The sequence below is a fragment of the Paenibacillus sp. FSL M7-0134 genome (genome assembly GCF_038007865.1).
GTDB lineage: Bacteria > Bacillota > Bacilli > Paenibacillales > Paenibacillaceae > Paenibacillus > Paenibacillus polymyxa_B.
The window spans coordinates 1,151,613-1,170,342 of sequence record NZ_JBBOXV010000002.1 but is presented as its reverse complement, the minus strand read 5'-3'; the positions used below and the strand labels follow the sequence as shown (position 1 = coordinate 1,170,342).

Below are 18,730 nucleotides of genomic sequence, written 5' to 3'. Positions count from 1 at the left end.
AAATTTAATATTCATATATGATAAAGTAATCATATATCTGCTTTGTAAAGCATCGTAAAGCAAAAGATTACACGAATGTAAAATTTGGAGTGACCACCTGTTTTTTATAAAACAAAAGAAGACACCGACTCTTGGTTTATCAAAGTCGATGCCCTCTGGCGTCTATATTTAAATGGCGGCGATATTTTTGCCGATCGGCATGGTGTAGTAGAGCGGTTTTTGCTGTCCATTTTGCTGATAGACTACAAGCAGAAGCGTGCGGCCTTCGGCTGTCAATGGGCTTCCCCCACTCAGGATATGATCCAGACTAAATGGCAGTACATCCAGCACCGCGTGCTTTTGCAGTTCCTTTTCACTCAGCTTCAATGAAGCAAAGGCTGGAATAATCTCGCGGTATGGCTGAGGCTGTTGATTGCCTACATTCGCCTCACCTGTACTCTCCTTGCTCGCATCTGCCACTAAATCTGCAACCGCAGGTGACAACAGCGCGTCCGGGTGCTGGAGAATCATTTTCATGTAGCTGGACCAATCGTCCTTCTCCAAGGTATGCTCCCACCAGATTTTACGCGGCTTGTATTTATGGTTCAGGAAATAATCAAGCTTCATCAGTCCAAGCACCATATCCATTCGCTTTGTTCCACGCGATTCCAGAAAGGACTGGAGACGCGTGAACAAGTCTTCGAGCTGATGTCCGATTTTTTGCCAGCCCTGTCCTTCCCAGTAGTCTCCGAATTCCTGAAAGAAATCAAAAGCGGACGAGAATTCACGCTCAATCAGATAGTTGACTGTATGATCCATACGATGAGAGTTCCAGTATTTCTCCAATACATCTTCCAAGCGCTTGAGCCGGACGATATCGGCAAAGGAAAGGACGTCATTGCTCAGCATTTCATACGGCGCAACATCCATATACGTATAGTTATACTTGTCTGCGTCGATACGCAGTCCGGTGCCACGCAGCATTTTGAGGAAGCCAAGTTGAAGCTCTTCCGGGCCGAGCGCAAAAACGTCATTAAACGTTTTACGGAACGTGTTGTAGTCCTCCAAGGGCAATCCGGCGATCAAATCCAAATGCTGGTCGATTTTACCGCTTTGTTTAACCTTGGTAACAGTACGGGAAAGCTTGGTAAAATTCTGGCGACGCTTAACCAGCTCATTGGTGGGATCATTCGTTGATTGGACGCCGATTTCAAAACGAAATACGCCCGGCGGCGCGTTTTCCGCCAAGTAATCCAACACCTCGGGACGCATAATATCTGCCGTAATCTCAAACTGGAAGACGCAGCCACGGTGATTTTCAATCAAAAATTTGAACATTTCCAGCGCATAATCGCGTTTAATGTTAAACGTCCGATCCACGAACTTGATTAGGTTGGCTCCATTGTCGATCAGGTACAGAATATCCGACTTTGTACGCTCGATATCGTAATAGCGCACCCCAACTTCGATGCTCGACAGACAAAACTGGCAGCTGAACGGACAGCCCCGGCTCGTTTCAAAATAAACAACCCGTTTCCCAAGTTCCGGTATATCCTCTGCAAAACGATAGGGCGACGGCAGCTCGTTCAAGTCCGCTTTCGGGCGACCGGGCATCTGAATAACCTCTTCTCCCTTACGGTAAGCCAGTCCATACACAAAATGGAACTTGCGATCCCCTTCCAGCTCCTGCAGCAGTTGATGGAATGTTTCCTCTCCTTCACCAACCACGATAAAATCCACATTCGCCAAACGCTTCATCCAGTGATCCGTATCGTAGGATACCTCCGGGCCACCCAGAACAATTTTGACCTCAGGCATAATCTTTTTCAACACATCAATGACTTTAATCGTCTCTTCAATGTTCCAAATATAACAGGAAAAGCCGATGACATCTGCCCCGCGTTGAAACAAGTCGGATACGATGTTCATCACCGGGTCCTTAATCGTGTACTCCGCCAGCTCGATATCAAAGTCCTTTTCACTGTAGGCTTTGAGGCATCGAATTGCCAGCGAGGTATGAATATATTTTGCATTTAACGTTGATAAAATGACTTTCATAGGTCACAACCTTTTATAGTTTGCATGAACTGTTCTATCCTTGCCTTAGTATAGCTATTCAAAATCCTCGTACACATCGTCTGCATAAATCTCGTCCTCGCTTACCGTTCCCCCGATATTCCCCTGATTTTGAAAAAAATCAAGAAACGGCTTGCCGTACTTGCGGAACTTCACTTCGCCGACACCCTTGATCCGCAACATGTCTGCCTCGGATTGCGGGCTCGCTACGCTCATCTCACGCAGCGTCGCATCATTGAAAATGATATAAGACGGTACATGCTCCTGAGCGGCCAGATCGCGGCGGATCAGGCGCAATTGCTCGAACACGGTTTCGTTGACTGCAGCCGGGTATGCATCGCGTCCCTGTCGTCCGCGTGAACCTGCTCCACCTGCAAAAGCCGTGGCATGTCGCACCACACGCTGCATGACTTCTCGCTGGCCTTTTAGCACTTCAGCCGCAAGCTGCTGCAAGCGTACGACCGGATATTGTCCCTCGGACAACATCAGATAGCCTTCCGAAACAAGAACATTGATAATTTCAGCAATTTCTTTTTCCGTCCGGTTGCCCATCACGCCATAGGTTGGCAGGCTGTCAAAACCATACTGCAGTACTTTTTTGTTACGCGAGCCTTTCAAGACCGAGGCGACCATCGAGACCCCATAACGCTCCCGCATGCGATGAATGCACGAAAAAATCTTTTGCGCATCTATGGTCATATCAACCAGTTCCCGCTCATCTGTACATGAACTACATATACCGCAAGCTTCATGCTCTTCCGCTTCTCCGAAATACTCAAGCTGTGCCGTACGTAGGCAACGAGTCGTGTAGCAATAATCAACCATCTGCTGGAGCTTGCGGTAGTCGTTGCGCTTGCGGTCTTCATCCTGTGGATTTTGCTCAATCAGAAACTTCTGCGTCACAATATCTTGCGGTCCGAACAGCAAAATACATTGACTCGGGTCGCCATCACGTCCTGCGCGTCCCGCCTCTTGCACGTAAGCCTCCATATTTTTAGGCATGTTGTAGTGAATGACATAGCGTACGTTCGATTTATCTATCCCCATGCCGAAGGCATTGGTTGCTACAATGACACGGATATCGTCGTACAAAAACCCTTCCTGGCTATCTGCACGTTCCTGATCTGTCATCCCGGCATGATAGCGCCCGGCTGCCATGCCTGCGTCACGCAGCCGTTGGTACAAATCGTCCACGTCCTTACGTGTCGCCGCATAAATAATGCCCGATTCACCCTCATGCTCACGGGCATAATTCAGTAAAAAGCTGCGTTTGTCTTCCCCGCGCAGCACACTGAACGCCAAATTGGGCCGTCCAAGGCCTGTAACGAACGTCTCCGGTGAGCGCAGACGAAGCAGGCGCACGATGTCATCCATGACCTGCGGTGTCGCCGTTGCCGTAAACGCCGCCACGATTGGGCGTTCATACAGCCCGTCCACGAATGGAGCCACAGCCAGATAGCTGGTACGGAAATCATGGCCCCACTGGGATACGCAGTGAGCCTCATCTACCGCAACGCAGGAAATTGGCAACTGAGCCATTTCATCGCGAAACCAGTCCAGTTCCAGTCGTTCCGGTGCGACATACAGCAACTTCAAGTCACCATTTCGTGCGGCTCGTATGCGGTCATTCACTTCTCGACCACTCAACGTACTATTGATGTAGGCAGCAGCAATCCCCATTGTGGTCAGCGCATCCACCTGGTCCTTCATCAGCGAGATGAGCGGTGACACGACAATGGTCAGCCCCTCATGCAACAACGCGGGGATCTGGTAGCATATCGATTTTCCGCCCCCTGTCGGCATGATGCCCAACGTATCGTTGCCCTCCAGCATACTGGCCACAATTTTCTTTTGTCCCTCCCGGAAATCGGGATAGCCATAAAATTTTTGCAGCAAGTCCTGCGCCCGTTCCAATGTTGGTGCTTGTACACTCATAGTTTCAAAACTCCTCATATTTCTAGCGTCCTTGACGCATATCGGCTTTTCTTTCGTTACCTTTAGTTTACCGGGGTTCTGGGTAATGTTCAACCGCTAGAAGACTGCCAATCTGGTTTAGTCCCTTATGGCGCTCGCTGTTTTCTCATGATATAGTGAACACGGTGCCGCAAATTTGTCCATAACTATGAAGAGACACGGTTCCAAGAAGGAGAAAGAATCCATGAACAATCGGAAACCCCAACGGAAAAATCATACAAAATCTACGTCAAACGCAAGCCATTCCAAACGCAGTCATAAACCTGCCGGAAGATCTGGCTCCCATAAACCGGAAGCTCAACGGAGAACGAATGCTTTAGATAAAGCCCCTGCCAAAACATACATCGTCCAGGAGCCTGCCGAGCTATTGAGCTTTTTAGTAGAACATGTGACTGGCATGGGTCGTAACTCCATTAAATCAGCACTGGCTCGTGGGCAGGTGTCCGTCAACGGCATTCCGCGTACCGTGCATAATTTTCCACTGGAGCAAGGTCAGACTGTCGCTCTTTCCAAGGAAAAAATAACTCCCGTCGTACCACTGACTGGGCTACGTATTTTGCATGAGGATGAAGCCATTATCGTTATCCATAAGGATGCCGGGTTGCTGTCCGTGGCTTCAGCGCAGGAGCAGGAAGTAACAGCATATCGCCAGCTTACGGCCCATGTGAGGCGCGAACATCCGTACAATCGTATTTTTGTACTGCATCGTTTGGATCGTGATACATCAGGAGTGATGATGTTTGCGAAAAGCGAAGCCATACAGCAGGAAATGCAAAAAGCGTGGAAGGAAGTTGTGTATGAACGAACATACATTGCTCTTGTCGAAGGACAAGTTAAAAAAGCTGAGGGTACAATCACTTCATGGCTGAAAGAAAGCAAGACGCTAAAAATGTATTCCAGTCCTTATCCGAATGACGGACAGCACGCAGTCACTCATTACAAGCTGCTTCAAGCCAATCGGCATTTTTCTTTGCTGGAAGTACGTTTGGAAACCGGACGCAAAAATCAAATCCGCGTACATATGGAGGATATCGGCCATCCAATTGTTGGAGATAAAAAATACGGTTCCAAATCCAAGTCGATTGGGCGTCTTGGCCTACATGCGAGGGTATTGTCATTTATTCATCCCGTCACCGGAGTATTGCTGCGTTTTGAATCCGACATTCCTAAAACCTTTTTGAATCCGTTTCGGGAGTAGAATTGGCAAAGCATACGGAGATTAGATGGAAAAATATAAGAGGAAATGAGGGGGCTGTAGAAGACAGCACCCTTTTTTGATTGATTAAGCGGTATACCTCCGAACACCATCAGCCATTTTCATCAACTCATCCCATATATATATGGGCGTATTACACACTGGACAATCTACCCAACCGTTTAAATAGGGTAATTGGGCAAGCAGCTTGTTCTCTTCAATTTTTTGGGCATATTCGTGTAACCACTGCATATTAGCACCTCTACGGTCCAATGAACGGGGGCTGATCGGATGGGGAACCAGATTGTCTGAATTTACAGGATCTTTATCATAGACAACCAGGGTGTCATTCTGTTCATCAGGCCAAATATAGAGCGGGGTACCGCAATGCGGACAATCCAGCGTATATTCGTCTCCTGTATCGAAGCTTTGTAGCATATAAGCTACGCAGCGATAACCCTGAAAAGCAGCACCCGCAGCCAGAACATAGCGTTTACCGATATCTCCTTCGTGTTCCTTCGCATAGAGCACCATTTCTTCAGTCAATTCTGCAAGTCGGACAATGGCACTCCGATATTGCGCATAAATATATTCAGCCAGACTAGAATCCACTTTCACCTGATCCCTTGTAAATTCCAATGGAACTTTGGTATGTAGAGGATTGTTATTCTTCGCTTCGAATATTCCGCAAATGTTATATATATCTGCACGAATCCCTATATCAGAACTTTTTAACGCAATGTCTACAAGGTAAGGTACAGCCGCAAATGTACAAGTATACAACGTATTTTGGTGATACAGTTCCTCCCAATACAAGGTGTCAGCCATTTCGCCGTCATATCCGGCTTGGAGCTGCTTCAACATTTCTGGGACGTATTGAGAAGAACCGTAGGGGCCTTGGAGCAGAGTCCAGGCCGGATCGGACAAAGCCAGCATCTTGATACTCCTTTCACCGTTTTTCTTACAGTAGAGGATTTTGCAAAAATCTCATAAGCGACTTCCAATGAACTTTCCAATGAACAAGATATAGATCGAAATGGTTTAGTTCGTCTATATCTTGCACTTCGGAGCGACTGGAATCGAATTTTTCAAAATCCTGACAGTAACATGGGATCGGTTTGTAAATTAAATTTTGCTATCAAAATTCATTTTAACTTCATAATTCTCAGCTTCTTACGTTTATTTCATTATACGCACATTATTAGCTGAAGTTGCTTTTCTCGATTTACGCAATATACAAAATCACTATTTTTTCGGGTCTATAATCATATTCGGTTAAGCTTTCAGCATTGTGAAGGTGACACACATTAAATTAATGAATTACTAACCCGGTTCTTATGAATTACTAACCCGGTTCTTATGTTTTACTACGAGTCCTCTGTCCATTCAGTTCCTTCGCCCTATGCATAGTCTACATTATAAGTCCTGTTACTTTAAAATCGCTGAGTAAGAAATAAAGTATATATACGTTAAAATTTCCATACATGTAAAAACAAAGACGCTGCCCTGCCTGTTTTTAATTATGCCAAACGGGTAAGACATACTTGTTCAAGGCTTTAATCTAACAGCTACAGAACTGATTTTATGAATCGGTATATGAAAAGGAGTGTTGGGAATATTATGTATGAATACTGCGACTATAAGGGGAAATAGCCTATGACCATAACACCGGAACAGCGGATTACCCTGCACGGATTTAACAATTTGACCAAATCATTGAGCTTCAACATGTACGATATTTGTTACACCAAAACCAAAGAAGAACGCGAGGCGTATATTGAATATATTGATGAACAATACAACTCAGATCGGCTGACAGCTATTTTAAAAAATGTATCTGACATTATCGGCGCCCACGTACTCAACGTAGCCCAGCAGGATTATGTACCTCAAGGAGCCAGCGTAACAGTACTTATATCAGAAGGACCCATTGTGGAGGTACCGACTGAATCTTATGCCGAGTCACCAGGCCCCCTACCTGAATCTGTCGTGATACAGCTGGATAAAAGCCACATTACGGTTCACACCTACCCGGAATATCATCCAGACGAGGGGATCAGTACGTTTCGAGCTGATATTGATGTCTCTACCTGTGGGGAAATCTCCCCGCTCAAGGCACTCCACTATTTGACTCATTCTTTCGACACCGACATTATGACGATTGATTACCGGGTACGCGGCTTCACACGTGATACGAATGGACATAAGCTTTTCATCGACCATGATATCGCCTCCATTCAAAACTATATTCCAGACGAAGTGCGCAGTCAGTATGACATGATCGACGTGAATGTGTATCAGGAAAATATTTTCCATACCAAATGTAAGCTAAAACAATTCGATCTGGACAATTACCTGTTCGGCTACACCAAGGAAAGTCTGAGTGAAAAAGAGCAACAAAATATATCAACACGTCTCAAAATCGAAATGGACGAAATTTACTACGGTAAAAATATGACGTAACAGATCGAATGCGTGAAAATAAAATAGATCATTTTATAAAAAAAAGGATGATCGCTTGGACTGGAATACAGCCGGGCTTTCGTCCTTTTTTAAATACAAAATAATAGATATTACTCAACTTGATCTGTACAAGCGAGAGATTGTTCACTATGATAGGGGAAGAAACCACTAATTTAAAATATCAGCATAGATTTACATCCGTTTCCTATTGTAAGCGCAATCAATTGATCCTAAGTATGATTTTGTTATGGAAGACAAAGGAGGAATTTGTATGCAAGGCGGTATTGGCGGTAAAAACATCATTTTGCGATTGGAAATTTCCACCGGACACATCCAATTTGGTCAATTGATTACGCTGGTAAACGAACATGGCGGAGATGTGATTGCCATTGACGTCATTAGCACCTCTGAGAAGGTCACTGTGAGGGATATTACAGTTACCATTGCCGATCCAGCAGAAATCGACCGAATGATTGCTCGGATTAAAAAAGCACAAGGTGTTAAGGTATTATCCATCTCTGATCGTACCTTCCTATTACACCTCGGGGGCAAAATTGAAATGCAGCCCAAAGTCCCAATTCAAAACCGCGATGACTTATCCCGGGTATATACCCCCGATGTGGCACGCGTATGCATGGCGATTCACGAGGAACCGGACAAAGCTTTCCGCTTGACGATCAAGCGCAACACGGTCGCTGTCGTCTCTGACGGAAGCGCTGTTCTCGGGCTAGGGAACATCGGTCCCTATGCAGCCATGCCGGTTATGGAAGGCAAAGCCATGCTGTTCAAGCAGCTCGGCTCCGTCGATGCCTTTCCAATCTGTCTGGATACGCAGGACACCGAAGAGATCATTAAGGCCATTAAACAAATGGCCCCAGCTTTTGGCGGGATTAATCTGGAGGATATTTCGTCGCCACGATGCTTTGAGATTGAACAGCGGTTACGTAAAGAGCTGGACATACCTGTTTTTCATGACGATCAGCACGGCACAGCTGTCGTTTTATACGCAGGGCTGATCAATGCGCTCAAGGTTGTCGGCAAAGCCCTGTCTGACGTCAAAATTGTCGTCTGTGGTATCGGGGCTGCGGGTGTGGCCTGTACGAAAATTTTGCTATCTGCAGGAGCAGTCAACATCATTGGCGTAGATCGTCACGGAGCGCTTACAGCTGATGAAACATACGAGCATCCGATGTGGAACTGGTATGCGCAGCATACCAACCCTGAACGGCTGTCGGGCACGCTGTCCGAGGTTCTGAAGGATGCTGACGTGTTTATCGGGCTGTCGGCAGGTGGACTACTGCAACGAGAAGACGTGAAACGTATGAAAGAAGCCCCGGTGCTGTTCACTATGGCTAACCCGGTTCCCGAAATTGCGCCAGAGGACGTCGAGGACATTGCGGGTGTCATCGCCACCGGACGTTCGGACTATCCTAACCAAATTAACAATGTGCTTTGTTTCCCTGGCATCTTTCGAGCGGCTCTCGACTGCCGTGCCCGTGAAATCAACGAAGAGATGAAGCTGGCGGCCGCAGAGGCCATCGCAGGCACGATCCGTCCTGAAGAACTAAACAAGCTGTATATTATCCCTGGTGTATTTAACGAGAGTGCAGTTCAACGGGTGCGTGAAAAGGTGATTCAAGCCGCGATTGCGAGCGGTACAGCCAGAAGAGTGCCTCGGGATTTCAGATAAAAGAAAAGGATTGCTCCCTTAAACGCGGGTGCAATCCTTTTTGCTATGGAAAGGTCAGTCTGCATATCCGTTTTCTTTACAGCGGTTATGACCTCCATTTAGAGAACAATTGACTGGCACGCTGGGCAAACTCCTCCAGATTAAAGTTGGAGTTGTCCAGCTTGTAGTACCATTTTTTTATCGTATCCAAAATCCATGAGGGAACCTTAACCTCCGAGATACCGGAATAAAACGTATGATACGCCCACACCAAATGCTCCCAGCGCTTGTCATCGCCTTCCTTCACGTATTCAGATACATCCAATACCTTGGCACGTCCGTCTTGCATGAGTACATTCTTGAGGTGAATATCACGGGGATTCAGCCCCTTGGATCGGACAAATTCCCTCGCCTTTTCCACATCCAGAATGACCTGCTCTGGCACAGGAATTCCTTGCAGCAGACAATCCAGCAGCGTAATACCGGATTCATAACTTATGACAATATACTTGTCGCCTTTTCCGTAATAATGAGGAAAAAAGTCAGACCCTCGCAAACGCTCATATACGTCGGCCTCCGCATCTTTCTTCTCGATCGCCATGTCTGAGTACACCTTGAACGCGTAGCCTGGCAACGTATCGAGCGTAAATACGGCCGCATCTGTCCCGATGCCAATACAGCGGACGTCTTGAGTGCCTGTTTTAATGGTAACCGGATCATTATCCTCCGTACTGTATACGGTCACTTGACTTATGATGTCTTCTGCCTGCCTCCATTGTTCTACCATGCGCGATCCCCTCCTTCTCTGTTCTAAACCAATACCAATAAAGTTAGTTCTATAACAGATAAATAGTATTACGGGTTATCTTTTGGAATGGCTTCAAAATAGGTTGATTCTTTTATAAATACGGTATGTACCGTGTCTAACGAGCGTCCGGCAGAAGCAACCTTCTTAACTCTGCATAGCTTGCTGCTGTTTTATAGATCCCCAGCACGTCAGTCTCCGGGGGAGCGTTCCTGTGATTGAACCAGATCACCTGCCAATTCGCAGCTATAGCTCCCGCCACGTCATTACGCCAGGAATCCCCAATGTAGCAGCAGTGCTCTGCTAACGTTCCTGTCCGTTCGTTCACTACTTCAAAAATGCGCGGATCAGGCTTGGCATAGCCAACGGTCCCAGATACAAAGATATGCTCTGCTGCAACATGATTTTCCAGTGCCATGGCCTTGATCTTGCTCATCTGGTGTTCCTCAAGACCGTTTGTAATTAATCCAACTAAAAAGCCAGCCGAGCTCAAATCATTTATTAACGAGGTCGCCCCCTCAAAAGGCTCAATTCGGTACTGACGATCCAAGTATTCTTGTTGAACATGTACTGCCTGCTCACGGGTAATTTCTACCCCGAATTCTTGTAAAGCCAGAATGAAACGGCCTTCCCTCATCTCATCCAGTTCATCCGGCCCTGCCTTCCCCTCCAATAGTCCTCCTTTAGCCGATAGTACATCGCTGTAATAGCGAATACGATGGTAGGCTTTCTCATAAGGAAAACGATCACTCAATCCTAATACTGTACGCAATGCATCGCGTGTAGGGTGCAAATGATCGTACATCGTATCATCTACATCAAAAAAAACAGCCTTCTTTTGCAAGTTCATATGCCCACTTCTTTCTGTTAAATCTTCGGATGACGCTCCTTTTCACCTTGTCCTGATATTATACCCGTTGGCCTGTTACGTTGCACCTTGTCCTTCACACTGCGCATCCTGCAATCACACTTCACGTTTACTAACATACACTGAAAAGACCGCATTTTCACAAACTCACTTTACCTCTCTACCGAGCTAACATAGGTATCTTGTCCTGCTTTGCCCGAAAGCGTTTTATTTGACAACACACGGGTAAAAGGTCACATTTTTGAAAATATTCGTCATACAGGTTTACATTTCGTGTAAAATCACGTACCTTTTAGGGATGAACGCTTTACGGATGTACTTGGATAAGGGAGGCATACACGATGGATTCCGGTTCTAACCTAGCCTATGGATCAGCTACACCTTTGATTGAGGCACTTATAGAATTTGAAAAAGAGCTCGAAGCGAACCGGCATTCTCTGAGTTTTGATTTGGGATTGATTATGGAGCAGGGCCGCGCGCCACGATATATGGCTACACCACCAGATGTTGTTCCTTTTGCCCACGCAGGGGTGGACGGAATACATTATGGCTTTTTAACGGATTTTGGGCTTGAAAAGGACCTTTCCCGGGCCCCTATAGTATGTGTATCTCCCGTCGATTGGACGGGTGTGTGGGTGGTTGCCCGTCATTTGCAGGATTTTTTAAGCGTTGTTTATACAGAGAACAGTTCATTAAAACGATACTATGCCAGTGGAGATGACTATTCTGGACATGCAGGTCAGCGACTGCCTCAGATTGTAGATGAACGCACCGCGTTTGTACGCGAATGCTTTCGCGAACGCTTTGGTATCGAACCGATTCAGGATATGGCTGCGTATATCGACAGCTTGCGAACAGAACGGAAGCACAATGAAGCAGCTCCTACGCTAAACGGGTTGGGCATTCAGTTATCTTCTTCTGCGAAGCATAGCTCTTCTATGGAGAGTGCCCTCTTGACCGTAACGGAGCCTTTCCTTTGGGAACAACAAGGCGAAGCTGTGCGTGAGTTGTTCCACAACGGTTCGCGTGAAGCCAGGCTGGCTTTTATTCGGGATGCCCAGACACGGCATTTGTTCACCCATTCTGCTCTTCGTGCTTTTGTAGCTGGACAGCTTGAGTTGATGGGTCTGTCTGAGGCCGCAACATATCTGGAAGAGTCCTACTACACCGTTATTCCCGATATGATAGAATCATGACGAAATCCTTGGCTTCCGCCTAACATAACCGCCTCTGAAAAGGCGGCTTTTTGTGCTACAATAAATGAAAATAATAGGGCCGAACGGCCCGGTACGAATGAAAGAGAGCGAGTATGAATAATCATTCCTATCCTACTCCTGAAATCATTGAGGTTTGTCTGTTGGCGGGCAAACTGATGATGCAAAATGGAGCCGAAACCTATCGTGTTGAAGACACGATGTCCCGCATTGCTTCGGCCTATGGCATATCCCAGTCCCATAGCTATGTAACACCAACTGGGATTTTTTTTGCCATTAATGACTCGGAGCCTGCCAAGCTCATCCGCATCGTAGAGCGGACCACCGATTTGCACAAGGTGACAGAGGTCAATTCCATTTCACGTAAAATCAGCACAGGTGATTTGTCTCCTCGCGCTGCCGTCAAGGAGCTTTCGGAGATTGAACGTGGCCCCCTCCGCTATTCCAACCGTGTACAGCTGATGGCTGCTGCGTTGGCCAGCGGTTGCTTCATGATCATGTTTGGTGGAGTCTGGCGAGATTTCCCCGCAGCTGTGTTATGCGGAGGTATCGGATTTGCAGCTGTACAGTATTTTCACAGGCTCGTTAAGGTTAAGTTTTTCTCAGAGTTTTCTGCATCTTTTCTAATCGGCTTGCTGGCGGCTCTATTAACGATAGTAGGCTGGGGACAGATGATGGATAAAATTATTATTGGCTCTGTCATGCCACTGGTTCCAGGCTTGTTAATTACAAATGCCATCCGTGATTTAATGTCCGGGCACCTTGTTTCGGGTCTTTCCAAGGGAGCCGATGCTTGCCTGACGTCTTTCGGCATTGGAGCTGGCGTTGCGGTTATCATTTCTTATATGTGATTCGGAGGAGATTCAAGTCTATGCTTGCACAATTATTCACAAGCTTTATTGCCACCGCTGCTTTCGGCATACTTTTCCATGCCCCCCGGCGTTCACTACTGCAATGCGGTTTTGTTGGTATGCTAGGCTGGCTTGTCTATTATTCAACCACGGACAGCATGGGGCCTGTGAGCGCCAGCCTTTTGGCAACGATTCTCATCGGCATCGTCAGTCAAGGCTTTGCGCGGCTGTACAAAATGCCTGTGATTATTTTCAGTGTGGCAGGCATGATTCCGCTCGTTCCAGGGGGAATGGCCTATAATGCCATGCGCCAGTTCGTACAACAACATTATCCTCAGGCACTGGAGCTGGCCATGAGCACGCTGATGATCGCAGGTGCTATTGCTGTCGGTTTGGTGCTGTCTGAGGTGCTTAATCAAATTTTTCACAGCATACGTTTTAAACCACAGCGCTAAAAGCGATGAAAATAGCAAAGTAAAAGAGGCTGCTCCTAAAATCATCCGCAGTGTTTGAGACGATTTTGGAAACAGCCTTTTTCTGTACACATTACAAAGAATATTTAACTGTCATAAGCTATTATTCATCCACTCGCTTGCCCAATATCGCTAAATCTCGCTCTATGCTGTCCAGCACAGCTACACGCGGATAGTATCCCCATTGCTCAAAACCAAACTTCCGCAGCAGCCCAATACTTGGTTCATTATGACCAAAAACAAATCCCAACAACGTTGTAATCCCCAGTCTCGGACATTCATTTAGCAAGTGCTGTACCAGTCGACTTCCTGTTCCGGTTCCACGAGAATCCTCATGGACGTATATGCTAATTTCTGCTGTACCGTTATAAGCTGGACGCCCATAAAAGGACTGAAGGCTGGCCCATCCGGCAATTGCACCCTTTTGTTTTAATACCCACAAAGGGCGGTGGTTCTCCTGATGAGCCTCAAACCATGGAATGCGACTCTCCACTGTCACCGGTTCCAGATCTGCCGTGACCATTCGTCCTGCAATCGTAGAATTATAAATGTCCACAATATCGGGAAGATCCTCTTTGCACGCAAATTCAATGGAAAAAGATTGGTCCTTATTCATTATTCGTATCCGCCTCCTATTGTGTGATTTATTTATTGTACAAGACAAGCGCCCGATCAGCCATATCGAGTTGTTTTGCGGATTAGTCCCAAAGGGTTTTATAATAGAGCTTGAAGATAAGGAAAAATAAAAACGGGGAAAGCGATTTAACACGATGAGACGGGAGGTATGTTTCGGAGTCAAGGATTCTGAAGCAGCTTAATATGAATATTGGAACTCAACTCTTGATTTTGGAAATACCTATGGAATCTTTTTTTGGAAAAACGACTATTTATCCTGTACTGCTCAAGGACGAGGATGGACTTACACTGATTGACACGGGAATGCTCGGCCAATTGGAGCCATTACGCAAGGCTATCTCAGATGTGGGTGAGGATATCAGCCGCGTGAAAAGAATTATTTTAACACATCAGGATATTGACCATATCGGAAATGTTCATGCACTGCTGGATCTGCTGCCGAATACTGCCCTGTTAGCCCATAAGGATGACGTTCCTTACATGACAGGAGAGCGACCGTTTGTGAAGCTGACGCCCGAACGGATTAAACAAATGGATACTGTGCTTAAGCAGCAAGCAGAGGATATGATTCGCCGCCTGCCAGATTTGCGCTTTGCTCATATTCTTGAGGACGGTGAGCATCTGCCTTATGGTGGGGGCATACAGATTATTCATACACCCGGTCACACGCCCGGGCATATCAGCTTGTATGTGCCCGCACAAAAGCTACTATTGGCAGCAGATGAACTGCTGGTAGTCGAAGGTGAACTGGTCGGTCCTGCAGAGTCGGCTACGCCGGATATGCCGCTGGCCCTGAAGAGCCTCGATAAACTAACTGTATTGGATGTCGAGAAGGTACTCTGCTACCATGGTGGTTACTATGATCAGAATGTACAGGCACGACTGCAAACATTATGTCAGGAAAGAGAATAAGTCATTCAATGCTATAAATAATTATGTATGAAGAGCTATAATGAATAAATAGACAGAAAGGAATGAGACTTTATGAATGAGAAAATAACCCGACTGTATGATGAACTGAAGTCACAGTCTTGGGACGGCCTGCTTGTGACCGATCCTAAACATATTTACTATCTGACGGGCTTTGCCAGTGATCCGCATGAGCGTTTTCTTGGTCTGGTGTTGCTTCGGGACCAAGAACCAGAACTGATCGTACCCGCCCTGGATGCAGAAGCCGCCCAAGCTACTTCTTCTGTGACTCGTATATCCACCCACACCGATACGGACAATCCATATGATCTGCTGCGTCAACGTACAGGCACCGGTGTGAAAGCATTCGCGCTGGAAAAGGAGCACGTCTCCGTCCTCCGTTACGAACAGCTACATACTGCCATTGGCGCGGCTCAATATGTGGATCTAGGTCCAGTGCTTCAAGAAATGCGTGTGAGAAAAACTCCTGAGGAAGTACAACGTCTGAAACATGCAGCTCGTTTGGTAGAAGATGCTCTTCGTCACGGTCTCACCCATGTGCGCGAAGGGGTGACGGAAGTTGAGCTGGTGGCAGAAATCGAATACCAGATGAAAAAGATCGGCGCAGATGGTCCGTCCTTTGACACAACAGTACTGTCTGGACCCAAAACAGCCTTGCCTCATGGTGTTCCAGGCACCCGCAAGCTACAGCATGGCGATCTGCTCATGTTTGATATGGGCGTATACTCCGATGGCTATGCTTCGGATATTACACGTACTTTTGCTTTTGGAAAGCTATCGACTGAGCTGGAAACGATTTATAATACGGTTCTTCGCTCGAACGAAGCGGGAATTGCCGCCATTCGCCCGGGAGTTTCCTGCGCATCCGTAGATCAGGCAGCACGGGCTGTTGTTGAAGCCGCTGGATATGGCCCTGCCTTTAACCATCGAGTTGGACACGGCCTTGGCATGAGTGTTCACGAATATCCATCTGTACACGGAGGCAATAGTGATCTGCTTCATGAAGGCTTCGTGTTCACAATCGAACCCGGCATCTATGTGCCAGGCCTCGGCGGTGTGCGGATTGAAGATGACGTTCTGGTCACCTCTGATGGTGTTGAAGTGCTTACCTCTTTTCCAAAAGAACTTACGGTGCTGGGATAAAACCATTGCTATCATTATATTTGCATGTTAAAAAGTATGAAAAAAGGAGGGGCAACCCCAAGCCATCATGGCTTGAGGGTTTGCTCCTCCTCTTCTATAAAGCGGAAATTGCGTGCGATGTACAAAATCGGTGTACCCGCCGCGGTCAGTACAAATTTTAAGATGTAGGTGGTGAATAATATCTCGAGCCATATCCCCCACGCATAACCGTAAAAGGCAATAGTACAGAAAATGAGCGTATCTATAAACGAGCTGATCATCGTGCTGCCATTGCCGCGAATCCAGAGCTGATGACGTTCCGGAAAAAACTTGCGAATCCAGGCATACAGACGCACGTCCAGCAATTGACTGACCGCATAGGCTGTCAAGCTGGCAAGCGCAAGCCTTGGCAACAATCCAAACAGCTGTTGCATCGGTGTCTGGGCAAAATCCGTTGCAGTAGGCTGGAACTGCAGCACCATTTGCATCGTTATCGTCGTCATAATCAGAGTAAAAAAGCCGAACCACACAGCTTTACGCGCCTCTTTAGGCCCATATTTTTCATTCAGTAAGTCACTGGCCATATACATAGAAACATACATCGTATTTCCCAATGTAGTGGTAATGCCGACCAGATCAATCGTTTTGGTTACCTGAATGTTGGCTAGTACAGTAGCAACACCAATCCAGGCGTACAGCCCTTTTTTACCGAACAACCGAAAACATAACAAAAAGAACATAAAATTGACGAGGACAAAAGCTGCCCCCCATAACAGATTAAACATGAAATCCTCCTAGTTTTGATAGCGCGGGATGGTTGCGAACCGCGGTTCATCCGAAGCAAGCCGGAAAAACATTATTTTAATGTATCATAGATTAGGATTCGTGAACAGCTATAATTTACACTGTCCTAAACTCAATACAAAGAGCCGACCTTATGGCCGGCTCTTTGTATTGAGTACATTCTGTACGTGTGTTATATAGGCTACAGATGCGATAGGGGAATGCATCGTACACCTTTCGTTTATCATTCACTTAGGAGTGTGCCGTTGCATCCAAATCCATGCCATGATTGTTGAACACGTCTTGATCGTTCTCCTTAAGCACCTTGCCTGAAATGAGACCTGCGGTAATAGAATCATTGACATTTAACGCTGTGCGTCCCATATCAATCAACGGTTCGACTGAGATGAGCAATCCTGCCAATGCCACTGGAAGATTCATGGTGGAAAGCACGATCAGGGAAGCGAAAGTGGCACCACCGCCTACACCCGCCACGCCAAACGAGCTGACCGTAACTACCAGAATAAGCGTGAGGATAAAATCCCAGCTCGTTGGATCAATACCCACGGTTGGAGCAATCATGACCGCCAGCATTGCCGGATAAATACCAGCACAGCCGTTTTGCCCAATAGTCGCTCCCAAGGTCGCAGACAGATTCGCGATGCCGTCGGACACACCAAGCTTTTTCGTTTGTGTTTCAACATTTAACGGAATGGTCGCCGCACTGGAACGAGAAGTAAAAGCAAAAACCAGTGTAGGCAATACCTTTTTCACATACGTCACCGGATTGTAGCCGAACAAGGCCAGCAAAATAAGATGAATGATAAACATGACCAACAGAGCCACATAAGAAGCGAGCACAAACTTGATTAGCTTCAAAATTTCATCCGGATTGGTCGTAGCTACTACTTTAGTGATCAGTGCTAAAATGCCGTAAGGAGTCAATCTCAGCACCAGAGTTACAATCCGCATCACTACAGCGTACACTGCATCGATCACTTTACGGAAGGTTTGCGCCTGTTCTGGTTTTTTACGATCCAATCCAAGCACAGCCACACCGATAAAGGCCGAGAAAATGACCACCGCCAGCGTCGACGTACGACGTGCTCCCGTCATATCCTCAAAAGGATTTGAAGGAATAAATTCCAGCAACTGCTGTGGAATGGTCATGTCCTGAACTGTTCCAAGGCGCTCTTCCATCTTCAACCCCTGTGCTTGTTCCTTCTCCCCACCTTGAATCTCAATTGCCTTTAGATCAAACGACAAGCTGGTTACAATACTAACTGAAGCAGCAATTGCCGTTGTAATCAGTAGTACTGCAATAATGGACACGCTGATTTTGCCAAGGTTCTGTCTTCCCTTCAAATTCATAATAGCCGAAATAATCGACACCATGATAAGCGGAATAACTACCATTTGCAGCAAACGGACATAACCATTACCTGCGAGGTTGAACCAATCAACTGATTTTGTAATGACCTCTGCGCCTGCACCATAGGCATATTGTAGAACAGCCCCGTAGATCAGTCCGAAGCCAAGTCCGGCAAATACCCTTTTTGTAAAGGAGATGTGCTTTTTCTGCATCCAGACCAATACGCCTAGCAGCAAAAGCAGCACGATTACATTTAAAATAATAAAGAAGGTATCCATGTATTATTTCCTCCAAACTTATACTTAATATGTTTTATAAGG

General features: G+C 46.5%; 16 protein-coding genes. 8 read left to right on the top strand and 8 right to left on the bottom strand.

Going from position 1 to position 18,730, the window contains the following annotated elements; genetic code table 11:
* Positions 1-168: 168 nt before the first annotated feature.
* Positions 169-2,037 carry a B12-binding domain-containing radical SAM protein gene (locus NSQ58_RS20840; RefSeq protein WP_028543002.1) on the bottom strand — a complete coding sequence of 623 codons (1,869 nt, stop codon included), beginning with the start codon at positions 2,035-2,037 and terminating at the stop codon, positions 169-171.
* A gap of 54 nt (positions 2,038-2,091) precedes the next feature.
* Entirely contained in the window at positions 2,092-3,990 is a 1,899-nt protein-coding gene (recQ, locus tag NSQ58_RS20835) for a DNA helicase RecQ (protein ID WP_025724305.1), read from the bottom strand.
* Positions 3,991-4,213: 223 nt separating this feature from the next.
* Here recQ and NSQ58_RS20830 point away from each other — a divergent pair, with 223 nt between their 5' ends.
* Complete coding sequence (locus NSQ58_RS20830; protein WP_023987700.1) at positions 4,214-5,227, top strand: RluA family pseudouridine synthase; 1,014 nt, start codon at positions 4,214-4,216, stop codon at positions 5,225-5,227.
* An 84-nt stretch (positions 5,228-5,311) separates the two neighbouring features.
* Here the strand turns inward: NSQ58_RS20830 and NSQ58_RS20825 are convergent, their stop codons facing one another.
* Entirely contained in the window at positions 5,312-6,160 is an 849-nt protein-coding gene (locus tag NSQ58_RS20825; RefSeq protein ID WP_023987699.1) for a hypothetical protein, read from the bottom strand.
* Between the two features lie 720 nt (positions 6,161-6,880).
* Here NSQ58_RS20825 and speD point away from each other — a divergent pair.
* Together speD and NSQ58_RS20815 are read left to right on the top strand one after the other, a co-directional pair.
* Positions 6,881-7,687: an adenosylmethionine decarboxylase gene (speD, locus tag NSQ58_RS20820; protein ID WP_013309324.1), complete on the top strand. Its 807-nt coding sequence runs from the start codon at positions 6,881-6,883 to the stop codon at positions 7,685-7,687.
* 271 nt (positions 7,688-7,958) lie between these two features.
* Complete coding sequence (locus tag NSQ58_RS20815; protein WP_023987698.1) at positions 7,959-9,377, top strand: NAD-dependent malic enzyme; 1,419 nt, start codon at positions 7,959-7,961, stop codon at positions 9,375-9,377.
* 85 nt (positions 9,378-9,462) lie between these two features.
* Here the strand turns inward: NSQ58_RS20815 and NSQ58_RS20810 are convergent, their stop codons facing one another.
* On the bottom strand, positions 9,463-10,143 hold the full coding sequence (locus tag NSQ58_RS20810) for a serine/threonine protein kinase (protein WP_023987697.1): 681 nt from the start codon (positions 10,141-10,143) through the stop codon (positions 9,463-9,465).
* Between the two features lie 136 nt (positions 10,144-10,279).
* Positions 10,280-11,011: an HAD family hydrolase gene (locus NSQ58_RS20805; protein WP_075153939.1), complete on the bottom strand. Its 732-nt coding sequence runs from the start codon at positions 11,009-11,011 to the stop codon at positions 10,280-10,282.
* 359 nt (positions 11,012-11,370) lie between these two features.
* Between NSQ58_RS20805 and NSQ58_RS20800 the strand changes: the two genes are divergently transcribed.
* The 3 genes from NSQ58_RS20800 to NSQ58_RS20790 all read left to right on the top strand — a co-directional run bounded on the left by NSQ58_RS20800 (position 11,371) and on the right by NSQ58_RS20790 (position 13,549).
* Entirely contained in the window at positions 11,371-12,225 is an 855-nt protein-coding gene (locus tag NSQ58_RS20800) for a hypothetical protein (protein ID WP_339201659.1), read from the top strand.
* A gap of 113 nt (positions 12,226-12,338) precedes the next feature.
* On the top strand, positions 12,339-13,094 hold the full coding sequence (locus NSQ58_RS20795) for a threonine/serine exporter family protein (RefSeq protein WP_013309319.1): 756 nt from the start codon (positions 12,339-12,341) through the stop codon (positions 13,092-13,094).
* A gap of 20 nt (positions 13,095-13,114) precedes the next feature.
* On the top strand, positions 13,115-13,549 hold the full coding sequence (locus tag NSQ58_RS20790; RefSeq protein ID WP_013309318.1) for a threonine/serine exporter family protein: 435 nt from the start codon (positions 13,115-13,117) through the stop codon (positions 13,547-13,549).
* A gap of 121 nt (positions 13,550-13,670) precedes the next feature.
* Here NSQ58_RS20790 and NSQ58_RS20785 read toward each other — a convergent pair whose 3' ends face one another.
* Positions 13,671-14,183 (bottom strand): GNAT family N-acetyltransferase, encoded by a 513-nt coding sequence (locus tag NSQ58_RS20785; RefSeq protein WP_068939939.1) that lies wholly within the window; start codon positions 14,181-14,183, stop codon positions 13,671-13,673.
* Between the two features lie 203 nt (positions 14,184-14,386).
* Here NSQ58_RS20785 and NSQ58_RS20780 point away from each other — a divergent pair, with 203 nt between their 5' ends.
* Positions 14,387-15,115, top strand: a complete 729-nt coding sequence (locus NSQ58_RS20780) for an MBL fold metallo-hydrolase (protein WP_028543006.1) — start codon at positions 14,387-14,389, stop codon at positions 15,113-15,115.
* 72 nt (positions 15,116-15,187) lie between these two features.
* On the top strand, positions 15,188-16,276 hold the full coding sequence (locus NSQ58_RS20775) for a M24 family metallopeptidase (protein ID WP_341058132.1): 1,089 nt from the start codon (positions 15,188-15,190) through the stop codon (positions 16,274-16,276).
* Between the two features lie 65 nt (positions 16,277-16,341).
* On the opposite strand, the gene NSQ58_RS20770 is transcribed toward NSQ58_RS20775, so the two are convergent.
* On the bottom strand, positions 16,342-17,040 hold the full coding sequence (locus NSQ58_RS20770) for a queuosine precursor transporter (protein ID WP_023987659.1): 699 nt from the start codon (positions 17,038-17,040) through the stop codon (positions 16,342-16,344).
* Positions 17,041-17,290: 250 nt separating this feature from the next.
* On the bottom strand, positions 17,291-18,688 hold the full coding sequence (locus tag NSQ58_RS20765; protein ID WP_341058130.1) for an L-cystine transporter: 1,398 nt from the start codon (positions 18,686-18,688) through the stop codon (positions 17,291-17,293).
* Positions 18,689-18,730: the final 42 nt, after the last annotated feature.